Source organism: Arthrobacter sp. YAF17, from assembly GCF_052113365.1.
In the GTDB taxonomy this organism is placed as follows: Bacteria; Actinomycetota; Actinomycetes; order Actinomycetales; family Micrococcaceae; genus Arthrobacter.
In genome coordinates this window covers 177994-194049 of record NZ_JBFRDB010000014.1, presented here as the reverse complement: position 1 = coordinate 194049, position 16056 = coordinate 177994, and the positions used below count along the sequence as shown (strand labels likewise).

The 16056-nt window shown below is 69.1% G+C and carries 11 protein-coding genes and 1 rRNA gene; 8 read left to right on the top strand and 4 right to left on the bottom strand.

Annotated features, from left to right (window positions below; genetic code table 11):
* The 5 genes from rrf to AB4Y67_RS13355 form a co-directional block, all read left to right on the top strand.
* Window positions 1-72: ribosomal RNA gene (gene rrf, locus AB4Y67_RS13375) — 5S ribosomal RNA — on the top strand; the annotation flags it as partial.
* Window positions 73-856: 784 nt separating this feature from the next.
* A complete protein-coding gene (locus AB4Y67_RS13370; RefSeq protein ID WP_024367639.1) occupies window positions 857-1144 on the top strand; it encodes an HU family DNA-binding protein in 288 nt (95 codons plus the stop codon).
* 143 nt (window positions 1145-1287) lie between these two features.
* A complete protein-coding gene (locus AB4Y67_RS13365) occupies window positions 1288-3450 on the top strand; it encodes a cytochrome c oxidase assembly protein (protein ID WP_441406262.1) in 2163 nt (720 codons plus the stop codon).
* The gene (locus tag AB4Y67_RS13360) at window positions 3447-5408 is read left to right on the top strand and encodes an NHL domain-containing thioredoxin family protein (protein WP_441406261.1); all 1962 of its coding nucleotides are present in this window, start codon (window positions 3447-3449) and stop codon (window positions 5406-5408) included. The genes AB4Y67_RS13365 and AB4Y67_RS13360 overlap by 4 nt, the downstream gene beginning before the upstream one ends.
* Before the next feature lie 501 nt (window positions 5409-5909).
* Entirely contained in the window at window positions 5910-6452 is a 543-nt protein-coding gene (locus AB4Y67_RS13355; protein WP_441406260.1) for an endonuclease domain-containing protein, read from the top strand.
* A 45-nt stretch (window positions 6453-6497) separates the two neighbouring features.
* Here AB4Y67_RS13355 and AB4Y67_RS13350 read toward each other — a convergent pair whose 3' ends face one another.
* The 3 genes from AB4Y67_RS13350 to AB4Y67_RS13340 all read right to left on the bottom strand — a co-directional run bounded on the left by AB4Y67_RS13350 (window position 6498) and on the right by AB4Y67_RS13340 (window position 10035).
* Window positions 6498-7490 carry a hypothetical protein gene (locus AB4Y67_RS13350; RefSeq protein ID WP_441406259.1) on the bottom strand — a complete coding sequence of 331 codons (993 nt, stop codon included), beginning with the start codon at window positions 7488-7490 and terminating at the stop codon, window positions 6498-6500.
* 87 nt (window positions 7491-7577) lie between these two features.
* Window positions 7578-9269 carry a helicase HerA-like domain-containing protein gene (locus AB4Y67_RS13345; protein WP_441406258.1) on the bottom strand — a complete coding sequence of 564 codons (1692 nt, stop codon included), beginning with the start codon at window positions 9267-9269 and terminating at the stop codon, window positions 7578-7580.
* A gap of 64 nt (window positions 9270-9333) precedes the next feature.
* Entirely contained in the window at window positions 9334-10035 is a 702-nt protein-coding gene (locus AB4Y67_RS13340) for a type 1 glutamine amidotransferase domain-containing protein (protein WP_441406257.1), read from the bottom strand.
* 150 nt (window positions 10036-10185) lie between these two features.
* Here AB4Y67_RS13340 and AB4Y67_RS13335 point away from each other — a divergent pair, with 150 nt between their 5' ends.
* The 3 genes from AB4Y67_RS13335 (at window position 10186) to AB4Y67_RS13325 (ending at window position 15045) form a co-directional block, all read left to right on the top strand.
* Window positions 10186-10995 (top strand): hypothetical protein, encoded by an 810-nt coding sequence (locus AB4Y67_RS13335; protein ID WP_441406256.1) that lies wholly within the window; start codon window positions 10186-10188, stop codon window positions 10993-10995.
* A 134-nt stretch (window positions 10996-11129) separates the two neighbouring features.
* Window positions 11130-12119: an LLM class flavin-dependent oxidoreductase gene (locus AB4Y67_RS13330; protein WP_441406255.1), complete on the top strand. Its 990-nt coding sequence runs from the start codon at window positions 11130-11132 to the stop codon at window positions 12117-12119.
* 298 nt (window positions 12120-12417) lie between these two features.
* A complete protein-coding gene (locus AB4Y67_RS13325) occupies window positions 12418-15045 on the top strand; it encodes a trehalase-like domain-containing protein (RefSeq protein WP_441406254.1) in 2628 nt (875 codons plus the stop codon).
* Window positions 15046-15076: 31 nt separating this feature from the next.
* On the opposite strand, the gene AB4Y67_RS13320 is transcribed toward AB4Y67_RS13325, so the two are convergent.
* The gene (locus AB4Y67_RS13320) at window positions 15077-15994 is read right to left on the bottom strand and encodes a GmrSD restriction endonuclease domain-containing protein (RefSeq protein WP_441406253.1); all 918 of its coding nucleotides are present in this window, start codon (window positions 15992-15994) and stop codon (window positions 15077-15079) included.
* Window positions 15995-16056: the final 62 nt, after the last annotated feature.

The following is a 16056-nucleotide window of genomic DNA, read 5'->3' as shown; positions in this document are numbered from 1 at the left end:
CCGGAAGCTAAGACCCACAGCGCCGATGGTACTGCACCCGGGAGGGTGTGGGAGAGTAGGTCACCGCCGGAACATCATTACACGGTCGAGAGCCCCAACCACAGGTTGGGGCTCTCCCGCATTTAACCCACAAACCACAACCAGGACCCACCCGCATACGGTCCAACCCCTCCCGCATACCCGAGGGCACCGTCGAGGCAGCAGTTCACGCCAATGTCACGCACCAACACTGCCGCCAACTGCCCACTCACCGCAGATCATGCAGGCCACACCCCAACCCTCCCGCACACCCGGGGGCAAATAGCCGCACCCTCCCGCACGTCCGGTACGCGCCGCACAGACCCTCCCGCACATCCGGTACGCGCCGCACAGGACCTCCACCACCTCCTGCCGGAGCGTCCAAGGCCCCACACCATCGCCGGCGGCATAAAACCCGACCCTCCCGCAGCTCCGGGGCATGTAGCCGTACCCTCCCGCACATCCTGCCGGAGCGTCCAGGGCCCACACCATCGCCGGCAACCACAACGGCCCCACCCGCCTCCGAAGCGCACACGCCGGGCCAGCAGCCGGCCGGATGCCGCCGTCGTCGGCCACCGGGACAAGCGCGGCAGCGTCGCCCCGGACAGCACCCAAACTGCGTGAGCATCCGGGCGGATGCCGCCGGAGCTGCGGAAGCGTCCGCTGATGGCGAAATAATGCCTCGAAAGGCGCCGATTCGCGGGTTTTTCCTCGAAAAAGGCCGAAAACACGCGGAATTTGCCACCTCGGCGGCAGCAAGCTGGTAAGTTTTCGGACAGTGGCTTGTACGCATGCCGTGTGCAGGCTCCAGAAATCATGACCGTCCAGGAGGACATAAATGGCTAAGAACCGTAGTGAACTTGTTGCAGAGGTAGCAGGCAAGGCCGGCACCAGCCAGGCAGCCGTCAACTCCGTGCTGGATGCACTGTTCGAGGTCTTCGAGACCTCTGTCGCCGCGGGCGAAAAGATCACCATCCCGGGCTGGCTCGCAGTTGAGCGCACCGACCGTGCAGCTCGCACCGGCCGCAACCCGCAGACCGGCGAGACCATCCAGATCGCCGCGGGCCACAGCGTCAAGCTGACCGCCGGCTCCAAGCTGAAGGCTGCGGTCTCCAAGAAGAAGTAGTCTTCTTGAATGCTTGAAAGGAGCGGCGACCCCCTGGGTCGCCGCTCCTTTTTGGTTAAGGGCGGCGTCCGGCAACGTCGCCCCGGTGTTTTCGGGCCGCTGCCGATTCGGTGAGCAGGCGGGGCGTGGCGGACAATGGACTTGTGCCTTCCGCAGCAAATCCCCGTGCCACCGCAACCGCTCCCACCCCGACCGGGGGAGGGAGGGGCCCTGCTGCGGGTCCCGCCGGGATCTCCCGGCCCTGGCTGTTCGCGGGCCTGGCTGGCCTGTTCCTGGGACTTGTCGCCGCCTTGCTGTTCTCCGGCGCCGCAGCAGCCCGGGAGGTCTCCGACCCGGGTGCCCTGGTCCGCTGGGGTCTCCCGGTCAGCAAAGCCGTCCACAACGTCGCGCTTGCCACCGTGATCGGCGGGCTGATCTTCGCCGTCGGAATCCTGCCCCGCTCGCTGGCCCTCTCGCGGTCCAAGGCCACGGACGCCCCGGAGCACCCGGCATTTACCCGCGCCCTGGCAGTCGCCGCCGCGGCGGGCGCCGTCTGGACCCTGTCGGCGATTGCGGTCCTGGTGCTGAGCTACTCGGACATCGCCGGGCAGGGCATCTCCGGGGATCCGGAGTTCACCCGTTCCCTGGTCTACTTCATGACCGACATCGAGACCGGCCGCGCCTGGCTGGCCGTGGTCATCATCGCCGCAGTCGTCACCACGGCCCTCTTCGGCGTCCGCTCCCTAGGCGGCCTCGCCGCCACCCTGGTGCTCGCACTCATCGGGCTGGTCCCCTCAGCGCTGATCGGGCACTCCGCCAGCGCAGCCGACCACGAAGGCGCCATCAACTCCCTCGGCCTGCACCTGGTGGGCGTATCGGCCTGGGTCGGCGGCATCATCATGCTCGCGCTGCTCTCCGGTCTGCTGGGAGCCTCTGCGTCCGGCACGAAGACTGGCGGCCGCCCGGACATCACCGATCCGACGCTGCGCCGCTTCTCCGCCCTGGCCGGGTTCGCCTTCATCCTCGTCTTCGCCTCCGGCGTGATCAATTCAAGCATCCGCCTTACGTCCTGGAACGACCTCTTCGGCTCGGCCTACGGGCAGCTGATCCTGGCGAAGACGGCGGCTACCCTCGTCCTTGGCGGCATCGGCCTGATGCACCGGCGCTGGGTCATTCCGCAGCTGGGCAGCAAAACCGGCGGGCTGTCCGCCCGCCGCGTGCTTTGGCAGCTCATCGCCGTCGAACTGCTCGTGATGGGCGCGACGTCGGGTATCGCCGTCGCGCTCGGCCGCTCTGCGCCGCCGCAGGGTGAGGCGCTTGCCCCCAACGCCACCCCGGCCTTCATCGTCTCCGGCTACGACCTGCCGCCCGAACTTACCCCCGAGCGCTGGCTGACCGAATGGCGGCCCGACTGGCTCTGGGTCGCCGTCGCCGTCTTTGGCCTGGTGGCCTACATCCTCGGCATGCGGAAGGTGCTCCGGCGCGGGGACTCCTGGTCCTGGTTCCGGGCCGTCAACTGGGTGATCGGGCTCGGCGTCCTCACGTACGTGACATCCGGTCCGCCGGCGGTCTACGGCCGGGTGCTGTTCTCGGCGCACATGGTGGACCACATGGCACTGACCATGGTGGCCCCCATCTTCCTCGTCCTCGGCGCCCCCGTGACCCTGGCCCTGCGCGCGCTCACGCCGCGGCGGGACAGTTCCCGCGGCCCACGCGAATGGCTGCTGATCTTCATCCACTCGAAGTTCTCCCAGCTCGTGACGCACCCGCTGTTCGCCGCCGCCAACTTCGCCGGCTCGATCGTGCTGTTCTACTACTCCGACGCGTTCGGATATGCCATGCGGGACCACGTGGGCCACGAGCTGATGAACCTGCACTTCGCCCTGACCGGCTACATCTTCGTGCTGACCATGATCGGCACCGACCCGCTGCCCCGGCGCGCGCCGTACCCCATGAGGCTGCTGCTCCTGCTGGCCACGATGGGCTTCCACGCCTTCTTCGGCGTCGCGATCATGGGCGGCACCGGGCTGCTGGCCGCGGACTACTTCGGCAACCTCGGCCGGACCTGGGGCGAATCGGCCCTGCTGGACCAGCAGCTGGGCGGCGCGGTGGCCTGGGGCATCGGCGAAGTGCCCACGCTGCTGGTGGCGATCGGCGTCGCCGTCCAGTGGTCCCGCTCCGATGCGCGCGAATCCAAACGCACCGACCGGGCGGCGGACAGGAATAACGACGCCGATCTCACCGCTTACAACGATATGTTTGCCAAGCTGGCCGAGCGCGATGCCCGGCTGGCCGAACGCAACTCCAAGCTGGAAGGACGCTCATGACCGAAACCGTACGCACCCACCTCCGGGTCCGGGCCTCCGAGCTGGTGGGCCGCAACTGGCTCAACACCGGCGGCAAGTCGCTGGACCTGGAATCCCTGCGCGGCAAGATCGTGCTGCTGGACTTCTGGACGTTCTGCTGCATCAACTGCCTGCACGTGCTGGACGAACTCCGCCCGCTCGAGCAGCAGTACTCCGCCGTCCTTGTCACGGTCGGCGTGCACTCTCCCAAGTTCGAGCACGAGGCGGACCCGGTGGCGCTGGCCGCCGCCGTCGAGCGTTACGAGATCCGCCACCCGGTCCTGGACGATCCCGAGCTGGACACCTGGAAGGCCTACACCGCGCGCGCCTGGCCCACGCTGGTGGTCATCGACCCCGAGGGCTACATCGTGGCGCACCTCTCCGGCGAGGGCCACGCCGACGGCCTCGCCGTCCTCATCCCGGAACTGATCGCCGAACACGAGGCCAAAGGCACCCTGCACCGCGGCGACGGGCCGTATGTGGCGCCGGAGCCGACGTCGGGCACCCTGCGGTTCCCCGGCAAGGCACTGTTCCTCCCCGACGGCCGCGGCGTCGGAAGCGCCTCGGAAGCCGGTTCCTGGCTGGTCACCGACACCGGGCACCACCGCCTCGTGGAGCTCTCCACCGACTTCCAGACAGTGCTGGCCACCTACGGCTCCGGTGACAAGGGCCATGCCGACGGCAACGCGGCCACAGCCCGCTTCAACGAACCCCAGGGCCTGGTGCTGCTCCCGGACGACGTCGCCGCCGAGACCGGCTACGACGTCGTGATTGCCGACTCCGTGAACCACCGCCTGCGCGGGCTGTCCCTGGCTGACGGGACCGTCAGTACCCTGGCCGGCAACGGCGTGCAGCGGCTCCTCGAGACGGGACCGGCCCGGGTGGACGAGGAAGGCGCCGCGTATGGCGCCCGCCTGGAGGCGGACCCGCTGCGCGTTTCCCTCAGCTCGCCCTGGGACGTTGTCTGGTCCACCAAGCTGAACGCGGTCGTGGTGGCGATGGCCGGCGTGCACCAGATCTTCAGCTTCGACCCGCGCTCCGGCGCCGTGTCCATCATCGCCGGCAACGGCCTCGAAGGCCTGCTCGACGGCCCGGCCGAGGAAGCCTGGTTCGCCCAGTCCTCCGGCCTCGCCGAGGACGCCGACGGCAACATCTGGGTGGCGGACTCCGAGACCTCCGCCCTGCGCAAGCTCGTGATCGCCGACGGCGGTTCGGTCACCGTCGAATCGGCCGTCGGCAAGGGCCTGTTCGACTTCGGCTTCCGCGACGGGCCCGCTGCCGAGGCGCGGCTGCAGCACCCCCTGGGGGTGACGGTGCTCCCGGACGGCTCGGTGGCGATCGCGGACACGTACAACGGTGCAGTCCGCCGCTACGACCCGTCCTCCGGCACGGTCTCCACTCTGGCGCGCGGCCTGTCCGAGCCCTCCGACGTGATCGTGGACCACACCCAGGTGGCCGGCGCGGAGCCGCTCCTGGTGGTGGTCGAGGCGAACAAGCACCAGCTGGTCTACGTGCCAATCCCCAAGGAAGCGCAGCAGGTGGACGAGGGTGCGGCCCAGACCCACCGGCCCAAGAGCCCCGTGGCCCCCGGGCTGCTGGAGCTGGCCGTCCGCTTCACCGCGCCGACCGGCCAGAAGCTGGACGACCGCTGGGGCGACCCGACCCAGCTGAAAATCTCCTCCACCCCGCCGGAACTGCTGGTGTCCGGCGGCGGGACCTCGGTGGGCCTGCTCCGCACCCTGGAGCTTTCCTCCGACGTTCCCGAAGGCGTCCTGCATATCACCGCCCGCGCGGCGGCCTGCGATGGCCCGGAAGACGCCGACGGCGAGATCCCGGACCACGCCGCCTGCCACCTGTACCAGCAGGACTGGGGCATCCCGGTTCTGCTGCAGGCCGACGGCGACACTGAGCTGGTGCTGGACCTGCGCGGAATGGACTGACCTCCGACCGGGGTGGCCCGGTTCTGGCTGCTGTTCCGTGGCGCCCCGGTATCGGCTCAGGCCGAGGACTGCCATTGATGGGCCAGCCCGGCAGGGGATGATTGTCCACATACTGCTCGATCCATCTTTTGAGCCTGCCCGGGTTCCAGCACATTTGGGGACATGGATCCCGTGCAGATACTTAGTTCCGTGGGCGGAGTGGCGCTAACCCGGGTTGTCTTGGAAAAAGGGGCCGGTGAATCGGCTATCAGGAGCGCTGTCCGAAGCGGTGCCGTTGTTCGGCTGGAGCGCGGGCTGCTGGCTCTTCCTGGTGCGGACCCCGAGTTGGTGGCCGCCAAGAAGTCCCGGGCGCTGCTCACATGTGCGTCGGCGGCGCCACGCTTCCAGCTGTGGATATTGCGCCTGGCAACTCAGCCGCACTATTGGCACAGCAACGGCAGACGGACCCATTCCTGCGTCAGCCACCGCACGCCCCTGACCCAGCCACAAGGCCACGGAGCTGTGGCGGCCCTGCCGGATGTCCTCCTGCACGCCCTGCTCTGCCTACCGCCTCTGGAGTCCCTGGTGATGGTCGAGAGCGCCTACAACCAGGGAGACATCGATCTGACGTTCCTGCTCCGGCACCTCGTGGGCAACCGCTGCGGAAAGGCCCGGGACGTGGTTGCAAAGGTTGAGCGTGGTGCGGATTCCCTTCTGGAGACGCTGGCCCGGGTCCTTTTCAGGGAGGCTGGCATCTCCACCGAAACCCAAGTGTGGATCGACGGTATCGGGAGAGTGGACTTCCTGCTTGAAGGCTTCCTGATCGTGGAAATCGACGGCTTGGCCTTCCATCTGGAACCACGGCAGTTCAAGAAGGACCGCCGACGGGACAATTCGGCCGTGGTCCAGGGCCTTCCCGTGCTGCGCTTCTTCTACGATGACGTCGTATTTGCGCCGGAGACTGTCCTGGCGCAGGTGCGGGAGGTCTTGGCGCGGGGCTCCTTGCGGTGGCCGCAGCCGAACCGGCCCGGAATTGAGGCGTTTGAGACCGGGACGTGGCGATAAAATGCCGGCGGCGCACCCAAAACCGGGCCAGTGCCGCAGCCAGGTCTAGTAGCTCAGGAGCGGGGTCACCTTGACAGTGTCGGCGTCGATGTCCAGACGGGCGGTAAAGCTGAAATCGTGGACTGCGTTGAGTTGCGTCACGGCGCCGGTGAACAGATCCTCCTGCTTGGCCTTGATCTGCGCTTTGCCGTTCAGCGGCGCCATCACCCAGCGTCCGCCGAAGGGCTCGATGCTGACCGTGGGATACTCCGTGATGCTCCAGTCAATGGTGCCATCCATGACCCGGTTGTTGGTGGTGTGGTAGAACGGGCAGTCCGGCTGGAGCCTTTGCTCCTTGTCGGCGGCGTCGGCGCAGGTGTCCAGGAACTCCTTCACCTTGCTGCCCACGGCGTCCTTTAGCCCGTCGGTGGCCTCGGTCATCAGGTTCAGCGGGGCCGCGGGGACCTCCCGGCCGGACAGCGTGGCCTTGGTGGACGGGGCGGAGAAGTACTCACCGGCCAGTGACGCCTCATACTCGCCCGGGTAGAAGACGGCGAAGGAGTTGCGGCCGTTGGGCATGTTCACCGGGACCCCGTTGAGTGTGGCCTCATTTTCGTTGACCACAGTGACGTCCAGGACCGGAAGGGCGGCGGGGACAATGGCCCACCGGTGGAAGAACAGCCATTCCGTGCCGGACTTTTCCAGCAGGAACTCCGTCCGCAGTGCGCTGCCGTCAATCGTGTATTCAACCGGGACCATGACCCGGTTGCCACCGCGGTCCTCCGCGTCGCCGTACTTCACACCGCTGATCCGCGCGGCGGCGGTCTGCAGTGCCGTCCCGTCCAGCATGGCCGCGCTGCTTTGGGGCACGGTGGCGTGCAACAAGCCGAGGGCTTTCTCGCCCTCGCCCTTCTGCAAGGCGTCGAAATATTCGCGGACAGGCTGCTGCGGGCTCGCAATGGAGTTGTTCACGACATTGATCGCGACGACGCCCGCGGCCACGGCAAGCATCAGGCCCAGCAGCCACCCGGCTGCGGTCCTGACCAACGCCTGACTCATTTGCACTTACCTTACGTTACCTGCACCCCACAGGAATCCCCTTGTCACAAGGGCACCATGTGACAAGGTCCGCTCAGCGGCCGCGCTTCAGCGGCGGCGCTTGGGGGCCGTGCCGAAGACTCCGCGGAGCAGTTCCCGGCCGAGCTGGGTCCCCAGCGAGCGGGCCATGCTCTTGAGCCCGCCGCCCAGAGCACCGGCCAGGTCCCCAGCCGTGCCGCCGTCGTCCGCGGGCTGCCGCTGCGGCTGGCGGGGTGCCTGGCGCTGAGGTTCCTGGCGGGTTTCTTGAGGAGCGGGAGCGGGCCGGCTGCTGGGACGGCCCAGTATGTCCTCCTCGATCCGCCGCGCCTCGGCGTCGACACCGGACGTACGGACGCCGGACGGGCCGGCGCCGGGAGCCGGAGACTCCACCGCGCCGCTGTCCGCCGCTGCCTTCCCGGAGATCTTCTCGTACGCGGAGACGTTATCGACGGCGGTGCCGTACTTGGGCAGCAGCGCCGAGCCGGCCACGGTGCTCGAGATCAGGGCGTCGGCGCTGGGCCCCATGACGGATTCTGGCGCGCGCAGGCGGGTGAGCGCCACCGGCGTCGGGGCGCCCTTTTCGTTCATGACGGTGATCACCGCCTCGCCGATACCGGCCGAGGTGAGCGTTTCCTCCAGGTCGTAGTCGCTCATCGGGAACGTGGAGACGGTGGCTTTGAGCGCCTTGGCGTCCTCCGGCGTGTAGGCCCGGAGGGCGTGCTGCACCCGGTTGGCGAGCTGCCCCAAAACCTCCGCGGGGACATCCTTGGGGGTCTGGGTGACGAAGAAGATGCCGACGCCCTTGGACCGGATCAGGCGAACGGTGGTGGTGATGGCGTCCAGGAACGCCTTAGAGGCGCCGTTGAACAGCAGGTGGGCCTCGTCCAGGAAGAACACCAGCTTCGGCTTGTCCAGGTCGCCGGCCTCGGGCAGGTCCTCGAACAGGTCGGCCAGCAGCCACATCAGGAAGGTGGAGAACAGCATCGGCTTGGTCTGCAGGGTGGGCAGTTCCAGGCAGGTGATGACGCCGCGTCCGTCGGGGGCCGTGCGCATCAGTTCGGCGGTGTCGAACTCGGGTTCGCCGAAGAACTTCTCCATGCCCTGCGCCTCGAGCGTGATGAGTTCACGGAGGATCACGCCGGCCGTCGCCTTCGACAGCCCGCCGAGTTCCTCGAGCTCGTCCTTGCCTTCGGCGGAGGTGAGGAACTGGATGACGGCGCGCAGGTCTTTCAGGTCGATCAGTTCGAGGTTGTTCTTGTCCGCGAAGTGAAAGACCAGCTGCAGGCTCGATTCCTGCGTGTCGTTGAGCTCCATGATGCGGGAGAGCAGGATGGGCCCGAAGGACGTGATGGTGGCGCGCACCGGGATCCCGTTGCCGTCACCGCCCAGGGCCAGGAATTCCACCGGGAACGTCTTGCCGGACCAGGGCTGGCCGATCCCTGCCGTGCGGGCCAGCAGTTTTTCGCTGCCCGCGGCGGCCGTGGCCAGCCCGGACAGATCGCCCTTGATATCCGCCAGGAACACCGGGACCCCGGCGGTGGAGAGCTGTTCGGCCATCATGTGCAGCGTGACGGTCTTGCCCGTGCCGGTTGCCCCGGCCACCAGCCCGTGGCGGTTCATCATGGACAGCGGCAGCCGGACGGGGGCGTCCTTGTGGACTTCGCCGTCGATGATCGCGGCGCCGAGCTCAATTGTGGGGCCCTCGAGGGTGTACCCCTTCTGGATGGTGGCGACTTTATCTGCAGTGGATTTGATGGCCATGCGGACAGCTTAGCCGGGTCCGGCAGCCCGGACCCGGCTTCGGCCGGAGTTGTTTCCGGGGGCGCTACCCGGCCAGGGCCTTGAGGACTGCCTGCGCCACGTCCTCGCTGGACTGCGGGTTCTGGCCGCTGATCAGATTGCCGTCGCGCACCACATGGGAGCTCCAGACGGCGGCGGTCTCGACGACGGCGCCTTTGTCCCGGAGCACGTCCTCCACGAACCACGGCGTGTTGGGCCCGGTGCCGCCGCCCAGTTCCTCCTCGTTCGTGAATACGGTCAGGCTGCGTCCCGCGAAGGCGAACGTGCCGGCGTCGTCGGTGGCGCTCAGCAGGCCGGCCGGGCCGTGGCAGAACGGCGCGATGATGGTGCCCGCCGTGTTGGCCGCCACCAGGATTTTGCCGAGGTCCGCGTCCTGGTAGAGATCGGCCATGGGGCCGTGGCCGCCGGGCAGGACGATCGCGTCGTAGCCGGAGGGGTCGACGTCGGCCAGCGCCAGCGGCGCGGACAGCTCGGCGTCGATCCCGGCGAGGTACTTGCGGAAACTGTCGGCGCGGTCCTGGCCGCCGGCGGACCCGGCGGCAAGGCTCACCTCGTCCACTGTGGGCTTGGCACCGCCGGGCGTGGCGATGTGGACGGTGTGCCCGGCGCTGCGGAGGGTCTGGTGTGAAACCACCAGTTCCTCGGCCCAGTAGCCGGTGGGGTGTTTGCTGCCGTCCCGCATGGTGAGGGAATCGGCGGCGGATACGACCATCAGAATGTTTGCCATGTCAGGCTCCTGTTCTGCCGGCCAGCAGGCCGGCGTTGGAAAGTGAAGGGACTTAGGGACGGCAACTCCCTCAGCCTGCCGGGTATTCCAACGGCCGACGCGCACGGCGGGTTTCCCGGCCCGGGGCAGGGGCCGGTCGTAAGCTGGGGCATGGCTACCCGGGTATTGACGAAGCTGGTTTCCGCCGCCATCACGCTTGGCCTTGTCCTGCTGGGCGGGGGAACGGCCAGTGCGGCCCCGCCCCGAAATACCGATCCGGTCGGCATCGACGTTTCCTGGCCCCAATGCGGCAAGACCCTCCCCAAACAGCCGGCTTTCGCGATCGTCGGCGTGAACAACGGCCTCGCCAACACCACCAACCCGTGCCTGCCGGCCCAGCTCTCCTGGGCGAACGCCGCCCCCTCCCCGGCCCTGTCGGCCCAGCCTAGGGTGGCGCTCTACGTCAATACGGCCAACCCGGGCCTCCAGGGCTCATGGTGGCCGAGCTCCAATCACTATGGGGGTGCGGACGTTGCCAACCCGTACGGTGTCTGCGGCAGCGGCCAGGGCGATTTCCGGGCCTGCTCCTACGTGTACGGCTATGCCAAGGCCTACGACGACGCCACCATCCGCGGCGTCGACAATCCGGAAAAGTACCTGTGGTGGCTGGACGTGGAGACCGAAAACAGCTGGCAGCCGGACAAGGCCTCCAACGTCGCCGACCTCGAAGGCATGGCCGCGTACTTCAAGAGCATCAACGCGAACGTCGGGCTATATTCCACGGGGTACCAGTGGAACCAGATTGCCGGCACGGTTCCGGCAGGCAGCCCGCTCGCCGGCCTGCCGAGCTGGCTTGCCGGTGCGCGGTCCCTGGCAGGGGCCAAAGCCAACTGCTCGCTGCCGGCGCTCACCCCCGGCAGCCGCGTTGCCCTGACCCAGTACATTTCCGGCGGGCTGGACTACAACTATTCGTGCCCCTAAGCCGCCGGCTGCATGGGGAGCGCCACAGCCGGGGCAGAAATATCCCGGGACCCGGCGTCGTTGTCGCCAGTGTGAGCGTGCCGTGATCCGGCGCGGCACCTGAGACTTCCCCGCTACGAAAGGCCGGCTTTTCCGTGACTGTTCCGCTTTCCATCCTTGACCTGGCAACCATCGGCAAGGGCCAGACGGCGGCAGAGAGCCTCGCGGGAAGCGTCGCGATGGCGCAGCTTGCCGAGAAGCTGGGGTACCGGCGGGTCTGGTACGCCGAGCACCACAACATGTCGGCCATCGCCTCCTCGGCCACCAGTGTGCTGATCGCCCACGTCGCCGCGCAGACGGAGAGTATCCGCCTCGGCGCCGGCGGCGTGATGCTGCCAAACCATTCCCCGCTGACCATCGCCGAGCAGTTCGGCACCCTCGAAACCCTGCACCCGGGACGCATCGACCTGGGCCTGGGCCGCGCGCCCGGCAGCGACCAGAACACGCTGCGGGCCCTGCGCCGCGACCCGATGTCCTCAGACAGCTTCCCGCAGGACGTGCTGGAACTCCAGGGCTACCTGACCGGCCCCACCCGGATCCAGGGCGTGGAGGCCACCCCGGGCAAGGGCACCAATGTGCCGCTGTACATCCTGGGATCCTCGCTGTTCGGCGCCAGGCTTGCCGCGCAGCTGGGCCTGCCCTACGCCTTCGCCTCGCACTTCGCGCCCAACGCGCTGCAGGACGCCGTCGCCATCTACCGCCGCGACTTCCAGCCCTCCGCGCAGCTGGACGCCCCGCACGTGATCGCCGGCGTCAACGTAATCGCCGCGGACTCCGCGGCCGAGGCGCAGGAGATGTTCCGGGCCACCAAACGCGCCCGCGTTTCCCTGTTCTTCGGCAACGGCCGCGAGTTCAGCGACGACGAGGCGGACATGATCCTGGACTCGCCGCAGGGCCAGCACGTGGCCCAGATGATGAAGTATTCCGCCGTCGGCACCCCGGACGCCGTGCTGGAATACCTCGACGAATTCACCGCCCACGCCGACGCCGACGAGCTGATCGTCGCGCACCAGAGCACCGGCACCGAGGCCCGGCTGCGCTCGGTGCAGCTCCTCGCCGACGTCGCCGGACTGGTCCGGGTCTAGCCTTAGGGGCCGGCGCCCGCGCCGCAGACGGGTTCTGCCGTCCGGTTGTGCCGTCCGGCCCCGTCGCGCACGGCAGGCTATTGCGGGGTTCGACGCCGTCCTGCCGCTGATTGGCGCGGCGGGACGGCTTCTTGGCCGCCGAAAACCTGCCCTGCGTGACGCGGGCTGGCGGGAGCGGATGTTACACACCCGCAACCGCCGGGACACCCATGGGAAATCGAGCCGGGAGGATACTGGAAGTACGTCCCGCGGGGACGGTCTCATGCAGGCATTGGGGACGACTCGAAGGACTCCGCGCATGCCCACTCCGCTCAACCAGTCCCTGGCCGACTCTGCCCTCCTGACGAAATCACTGCCGCTGGGACTGCTCCGCGCCTTTGTGCAGACCAACGCCGCCGACGACGGGCTGACGCCCCAGCTGCTGGCCGAACTCAAGATCCTGGCCCGCACCCCGGGGCTGCTCGTGGCCTGCAACTACGGCGGGACCCTGTGCGAAGCAGAAGGAATCTCCACCGAGACCCTGCCGCTGGGCGGTGCGGCGATTGCACTCCGCGCGCTGGCCGCCCTCCCGAACACCCACGCAGCCGTCATCTCCGGGCGTTCCCTGCGTGACCTGGCCGCCGTCTCACGGCTCCCCGCCGAGGTGCACCTCGTCGGTTCGCACGGCGCCGAGTTCGACATGGGCTTCGCCCACGGGCTGTCCCTGGCCACCGAATCCGTGCTGCAGCAGGCCAGCCAGGCCCTCGCTGAAACCGTGGGCGCCTACCGCGGCATCACCATCGAGCGCAAGCCCGTCGCCGTGTCCGTGCACACCCGCCCGGCGGCTCCCGACGTCGTCGCGCTGGCCACCCGGCAGGCGGAGGAAATCGCCCGGGCGCACGGGCTGAACTTCATTGTCGACGGCTCCGTCCTGGACCTGTCCGTAGTGGAACCGTCCAAGGCCGCCGCCATGGAGCACCTGCGGTCCATGCTCGGGGTCAGCGCCGCCCTCTACGCCGGGGATGCCGCCAGCGACGAGGCCGCCATGGCCACGCTGCGCGGCCCGGACCTGGGCCTGCGCGTCGGCGCGGGGCAGACGGTCGCGGCGCACCGGCTGCGGGATCCGGAGTCCTTCGCCCGGGTCTTGGGCATCCTCTTTGAACTCCGGCGGGCCTGGCTCTTCGGGGAGGACGCCGTCGGCCTGGAGCGGCACTCGATGATCGGCAACGGCTCCTCCACCGCCCTCATCACCCCGGACGCCAGGATCTGCTGGATGAGCCACCCCCTGCCGGACTCGGGATCCCTTTTTGCCCACCTCCTCGGCGGCGACGCGGCGGGCCATTTCTCGGTGGAACCGGTAAAGGCCTCGCAGGTCCTGGGCCAGCGCTACGTGGACAGCACCATGATCGTGGAAACCCGCTGGGCCGACGTCACCGTCACGGACTACCTGGAACCGGCGCCGGACGGAATCACCAGCCTGGTCCGGGTCCTCTCCGGCACCGGTACGGCGCGGATTGTCTTTGCGCCGCGCCCTGACTACGCCAACGCCCCGTTCAGCATGGAAGCCCGCGGCCCGGAGCTGCACGTTGTCGGGACCGCGGACCCGATCATCCTGCTGGCGCCCGGCGTCGGCTTCACGATCACTTCGGACGGCCGCCATGCCACCGCCACGGCCGACGTCGAGCTGCGGCACGGCCCGGTGGTGCTGAACCTGCGCTGCGGCGACACGGAACCCCAGCGGGCTGAACCGCCGGAGGAGGACTCGCGCCGCGCCGCCGTCGCGCATCATTCCCGGCGCTGGGTGCAGGCACTGCAGCTGCCCGCCGTGAAACCCTCCCTGGTCCGCCGGTCGGCCCTGGTGCTCCGCGCCCTCGTCCATGAGCCCACCGGCGCTGTGCTGGCCGCGCCCACCACCTCGCTACCGGAGGGGATCGGCGGCACCCGGAACTGGGACTACCGGTACTGCTGGCTGCGGGACGGCTCCATGACGGTCAACGCGCTGGTGGACCTCGGCTCCACCGCGGAGGCGGAAGGATTCCTGGCCTGGCTGGGCCGGATCCTGGCCCACGCCCCCGGACCGGAGTGGCTGCACCCGCTGTATTCCGTCACCGGTGCGCCGCTGTCCACCGAAGCCATCATCGAAAGCCTGCCCGGCTACGCGGGCTCCCGGCCGGTGCGGATCGGCAACGCCGCGGACCACCAGGTGCAGCTGGACGTCTTCGGTCCGATCGCCGAACTGATCGATGCCCTGAGCGCCCGGCAGGGCACACTGGCCGACGCCCACTGGGAGCTGATGGTCCAGATGGCCTCCGCCGTGCTGGCCCGCTGGCACGAGGCCGACCACGGGATCTGGGAGGCACGGCGGGCGCCGCGGCACCACATTTACACGAAAGTGATGTGCTGGGTGGCGCTGGACCGGGCCCTGCGCACCGCCGCCCGGCACGGCCGGGAGCCGCTCCCCGAGTGGGAACCGACGGCCGCGACCATCCGGGAGGAAGTCCTGCGCGAGGGCTGGGACGAGAGCTCGGAGTCCTACACCGTGGCCTACGACAGCCCGGACCTGGACGCCGCGGTGCTGCACATCGGGCTCTCCGGGCTGCTGGACGTTGCGGACCAGCGCTTCCTGGACACCGTTACGGCGGTGGAGCGGGAACTGCGCGTGGGGCCAACCGTGTTCCGGTACCGGTACGACGACGGGCTGCCGGGCCTGGAGGGCGGCTTCCACATCTGCACGACGTGGTTGATCGAGGCCTATGTCGCGGTGGGCCGGATCGAGGAGGCCTGGGACCTGTTCGACCAGCTGGTCAACCTGTTCGGCCCCACCGGTCTGCTGCCGGAGGAGTACGACCCGGGCACGGAAACGCACCTGGGGAACCACCCGCAGGCGTACTCGCACCTGGGCTTCATCCGCTGCGCCCGGCTGCTCGACGCGCTGCCGAAGGACTAGGGGCGCTGCATACCCTGCTTTTGGCGGCCCGCTATTCGCAGGCGACGCCGTCGCGGTCGCCGTCCATCTTCTCGCGGTAGCCCGGCTGGCCGGCCCGCAGCGGCGCGGCGCCGGCAGCCCGGGCGGCGGCGCAGTTCGCGTAGTAGACCTCCGCGGGAGCCGGGGCTGCGGGGACCGGGGCGGCCGGGGCGGGCGCGTCGTTGGCCGGGGGTGCCGGCCGGGGTTCTGCCTGCTGGGGTTGCGCCGGGGGAGCGGGCGCAACCTGGCTGGTGGGGGCGGCCGTGTCCGGGCAGTCCCCGAGCACGCGCGCCATTGCATCGTGTTCGGCCCGGGTGACCCACAACCCGTAGCTGGACTTGACCGAGATCTGGCGGGCCACGTAGTCGCAGCGGAAGGACTTGTTCGGCGGCAGCCAGGTGGCGGCGTCGCCGTCGCTATTTTGCTGGTTGGCGGGCCCGTCCACCGCGAGCAGGTTCAGCGGATCGTTGGCGAAGGAGAGCCGCTGGGCCGCGGTGAGCTGCTGGGCGCCCTTCTGCCAGGCGTCGCTGAGGGCTACGACATGGTCGATCTGCACGGCAGCGCTTGTGCTGCCCCCGCGGAGGAAGTTGATCAGGGTAGCCGTGTAGGGGTCGGCCAGGACGCCGGAGAGGACAACGCAGTCCCGGGTGCCGGGCTTGAGGGCGAGGTTGCTCAGGTCCCGGCGGAGCATGTCGTTGCGGGTGTCGCAGCCGTTGCGGTCCACGTCGGCCCAGGCCTGGCCGAACTGGTCGCGCGAGTAGCCCGTCTTGGGTGCGCGGCCCTTGACCGGGATCGTGGCCAGCACCTCTAGGGCCTTGCTGGCGAACGCCGGCTGCTGGTGGGGCGCGCTGGAGCCCTCGGCTGCGGCGGGAGTCTCGGGGTCCAGCGGGGCGCCCTCCACGGCCGGGGCGGAGGTCTCGACGGCGGCCACGGAGCTTTCGACGGCGGTCGGGGCGGCGGCCGGTGCCGTCCCTGGGCTGGCGCAGGCCGTGG

Coding starts and splice junctions, on each gene's coding strand:
- AB4Y67_RS13370 (WP_024367639.1), top strand. CDS start 857: ATGGCTAAGAACCGTAGTGAACTTGTTGCAGAGGTAGCAGGCAAGGCC.
- AB4Y67_RS13360 (WP_441406261.1), top strand. CDS start 3,447: ATGACCGAAACCGTACGCACCCACCTCCGGGTCCGGGCCTCCGAGCTG.
- AB4Y67_RS13350 (WP_441406259.1), bottom strand. CDS start 7,490: ATGAGTCAGGCGTTGGTCAGGACCGCAGCCGGGTGGCTGCTGGGCCTG.
- AB4Y67_RS13345 (WP_441406258.1), bottom strand. CDS start 9,269: ATGGCCATCAAATCCACTGCAGATAAAGTCGCCACCATCCAGAAGGGG.
- AB4Y67_RS13340 (WP_441406257.1), bottom strand. CDS start 10,035: ATGGCAAACATTCTGATGGTCGTATCCGCCGCCGATTCCCTCACCATG.
- AB4Y67_RS13335 (WP_441406256.1), top strand. CDS start 10,186: ATGGCTACCCGGGTATTGACGAAGCTGGTTTCCGCCGCCATCACGCTT.
- AB4Y67_RS13325 (WP_441406254.1), top strand. CDS start 12,418: ATGCCCACTCCGCTCAACCAGTCCCTGGCCGACTCTGCCCTCCTGACG.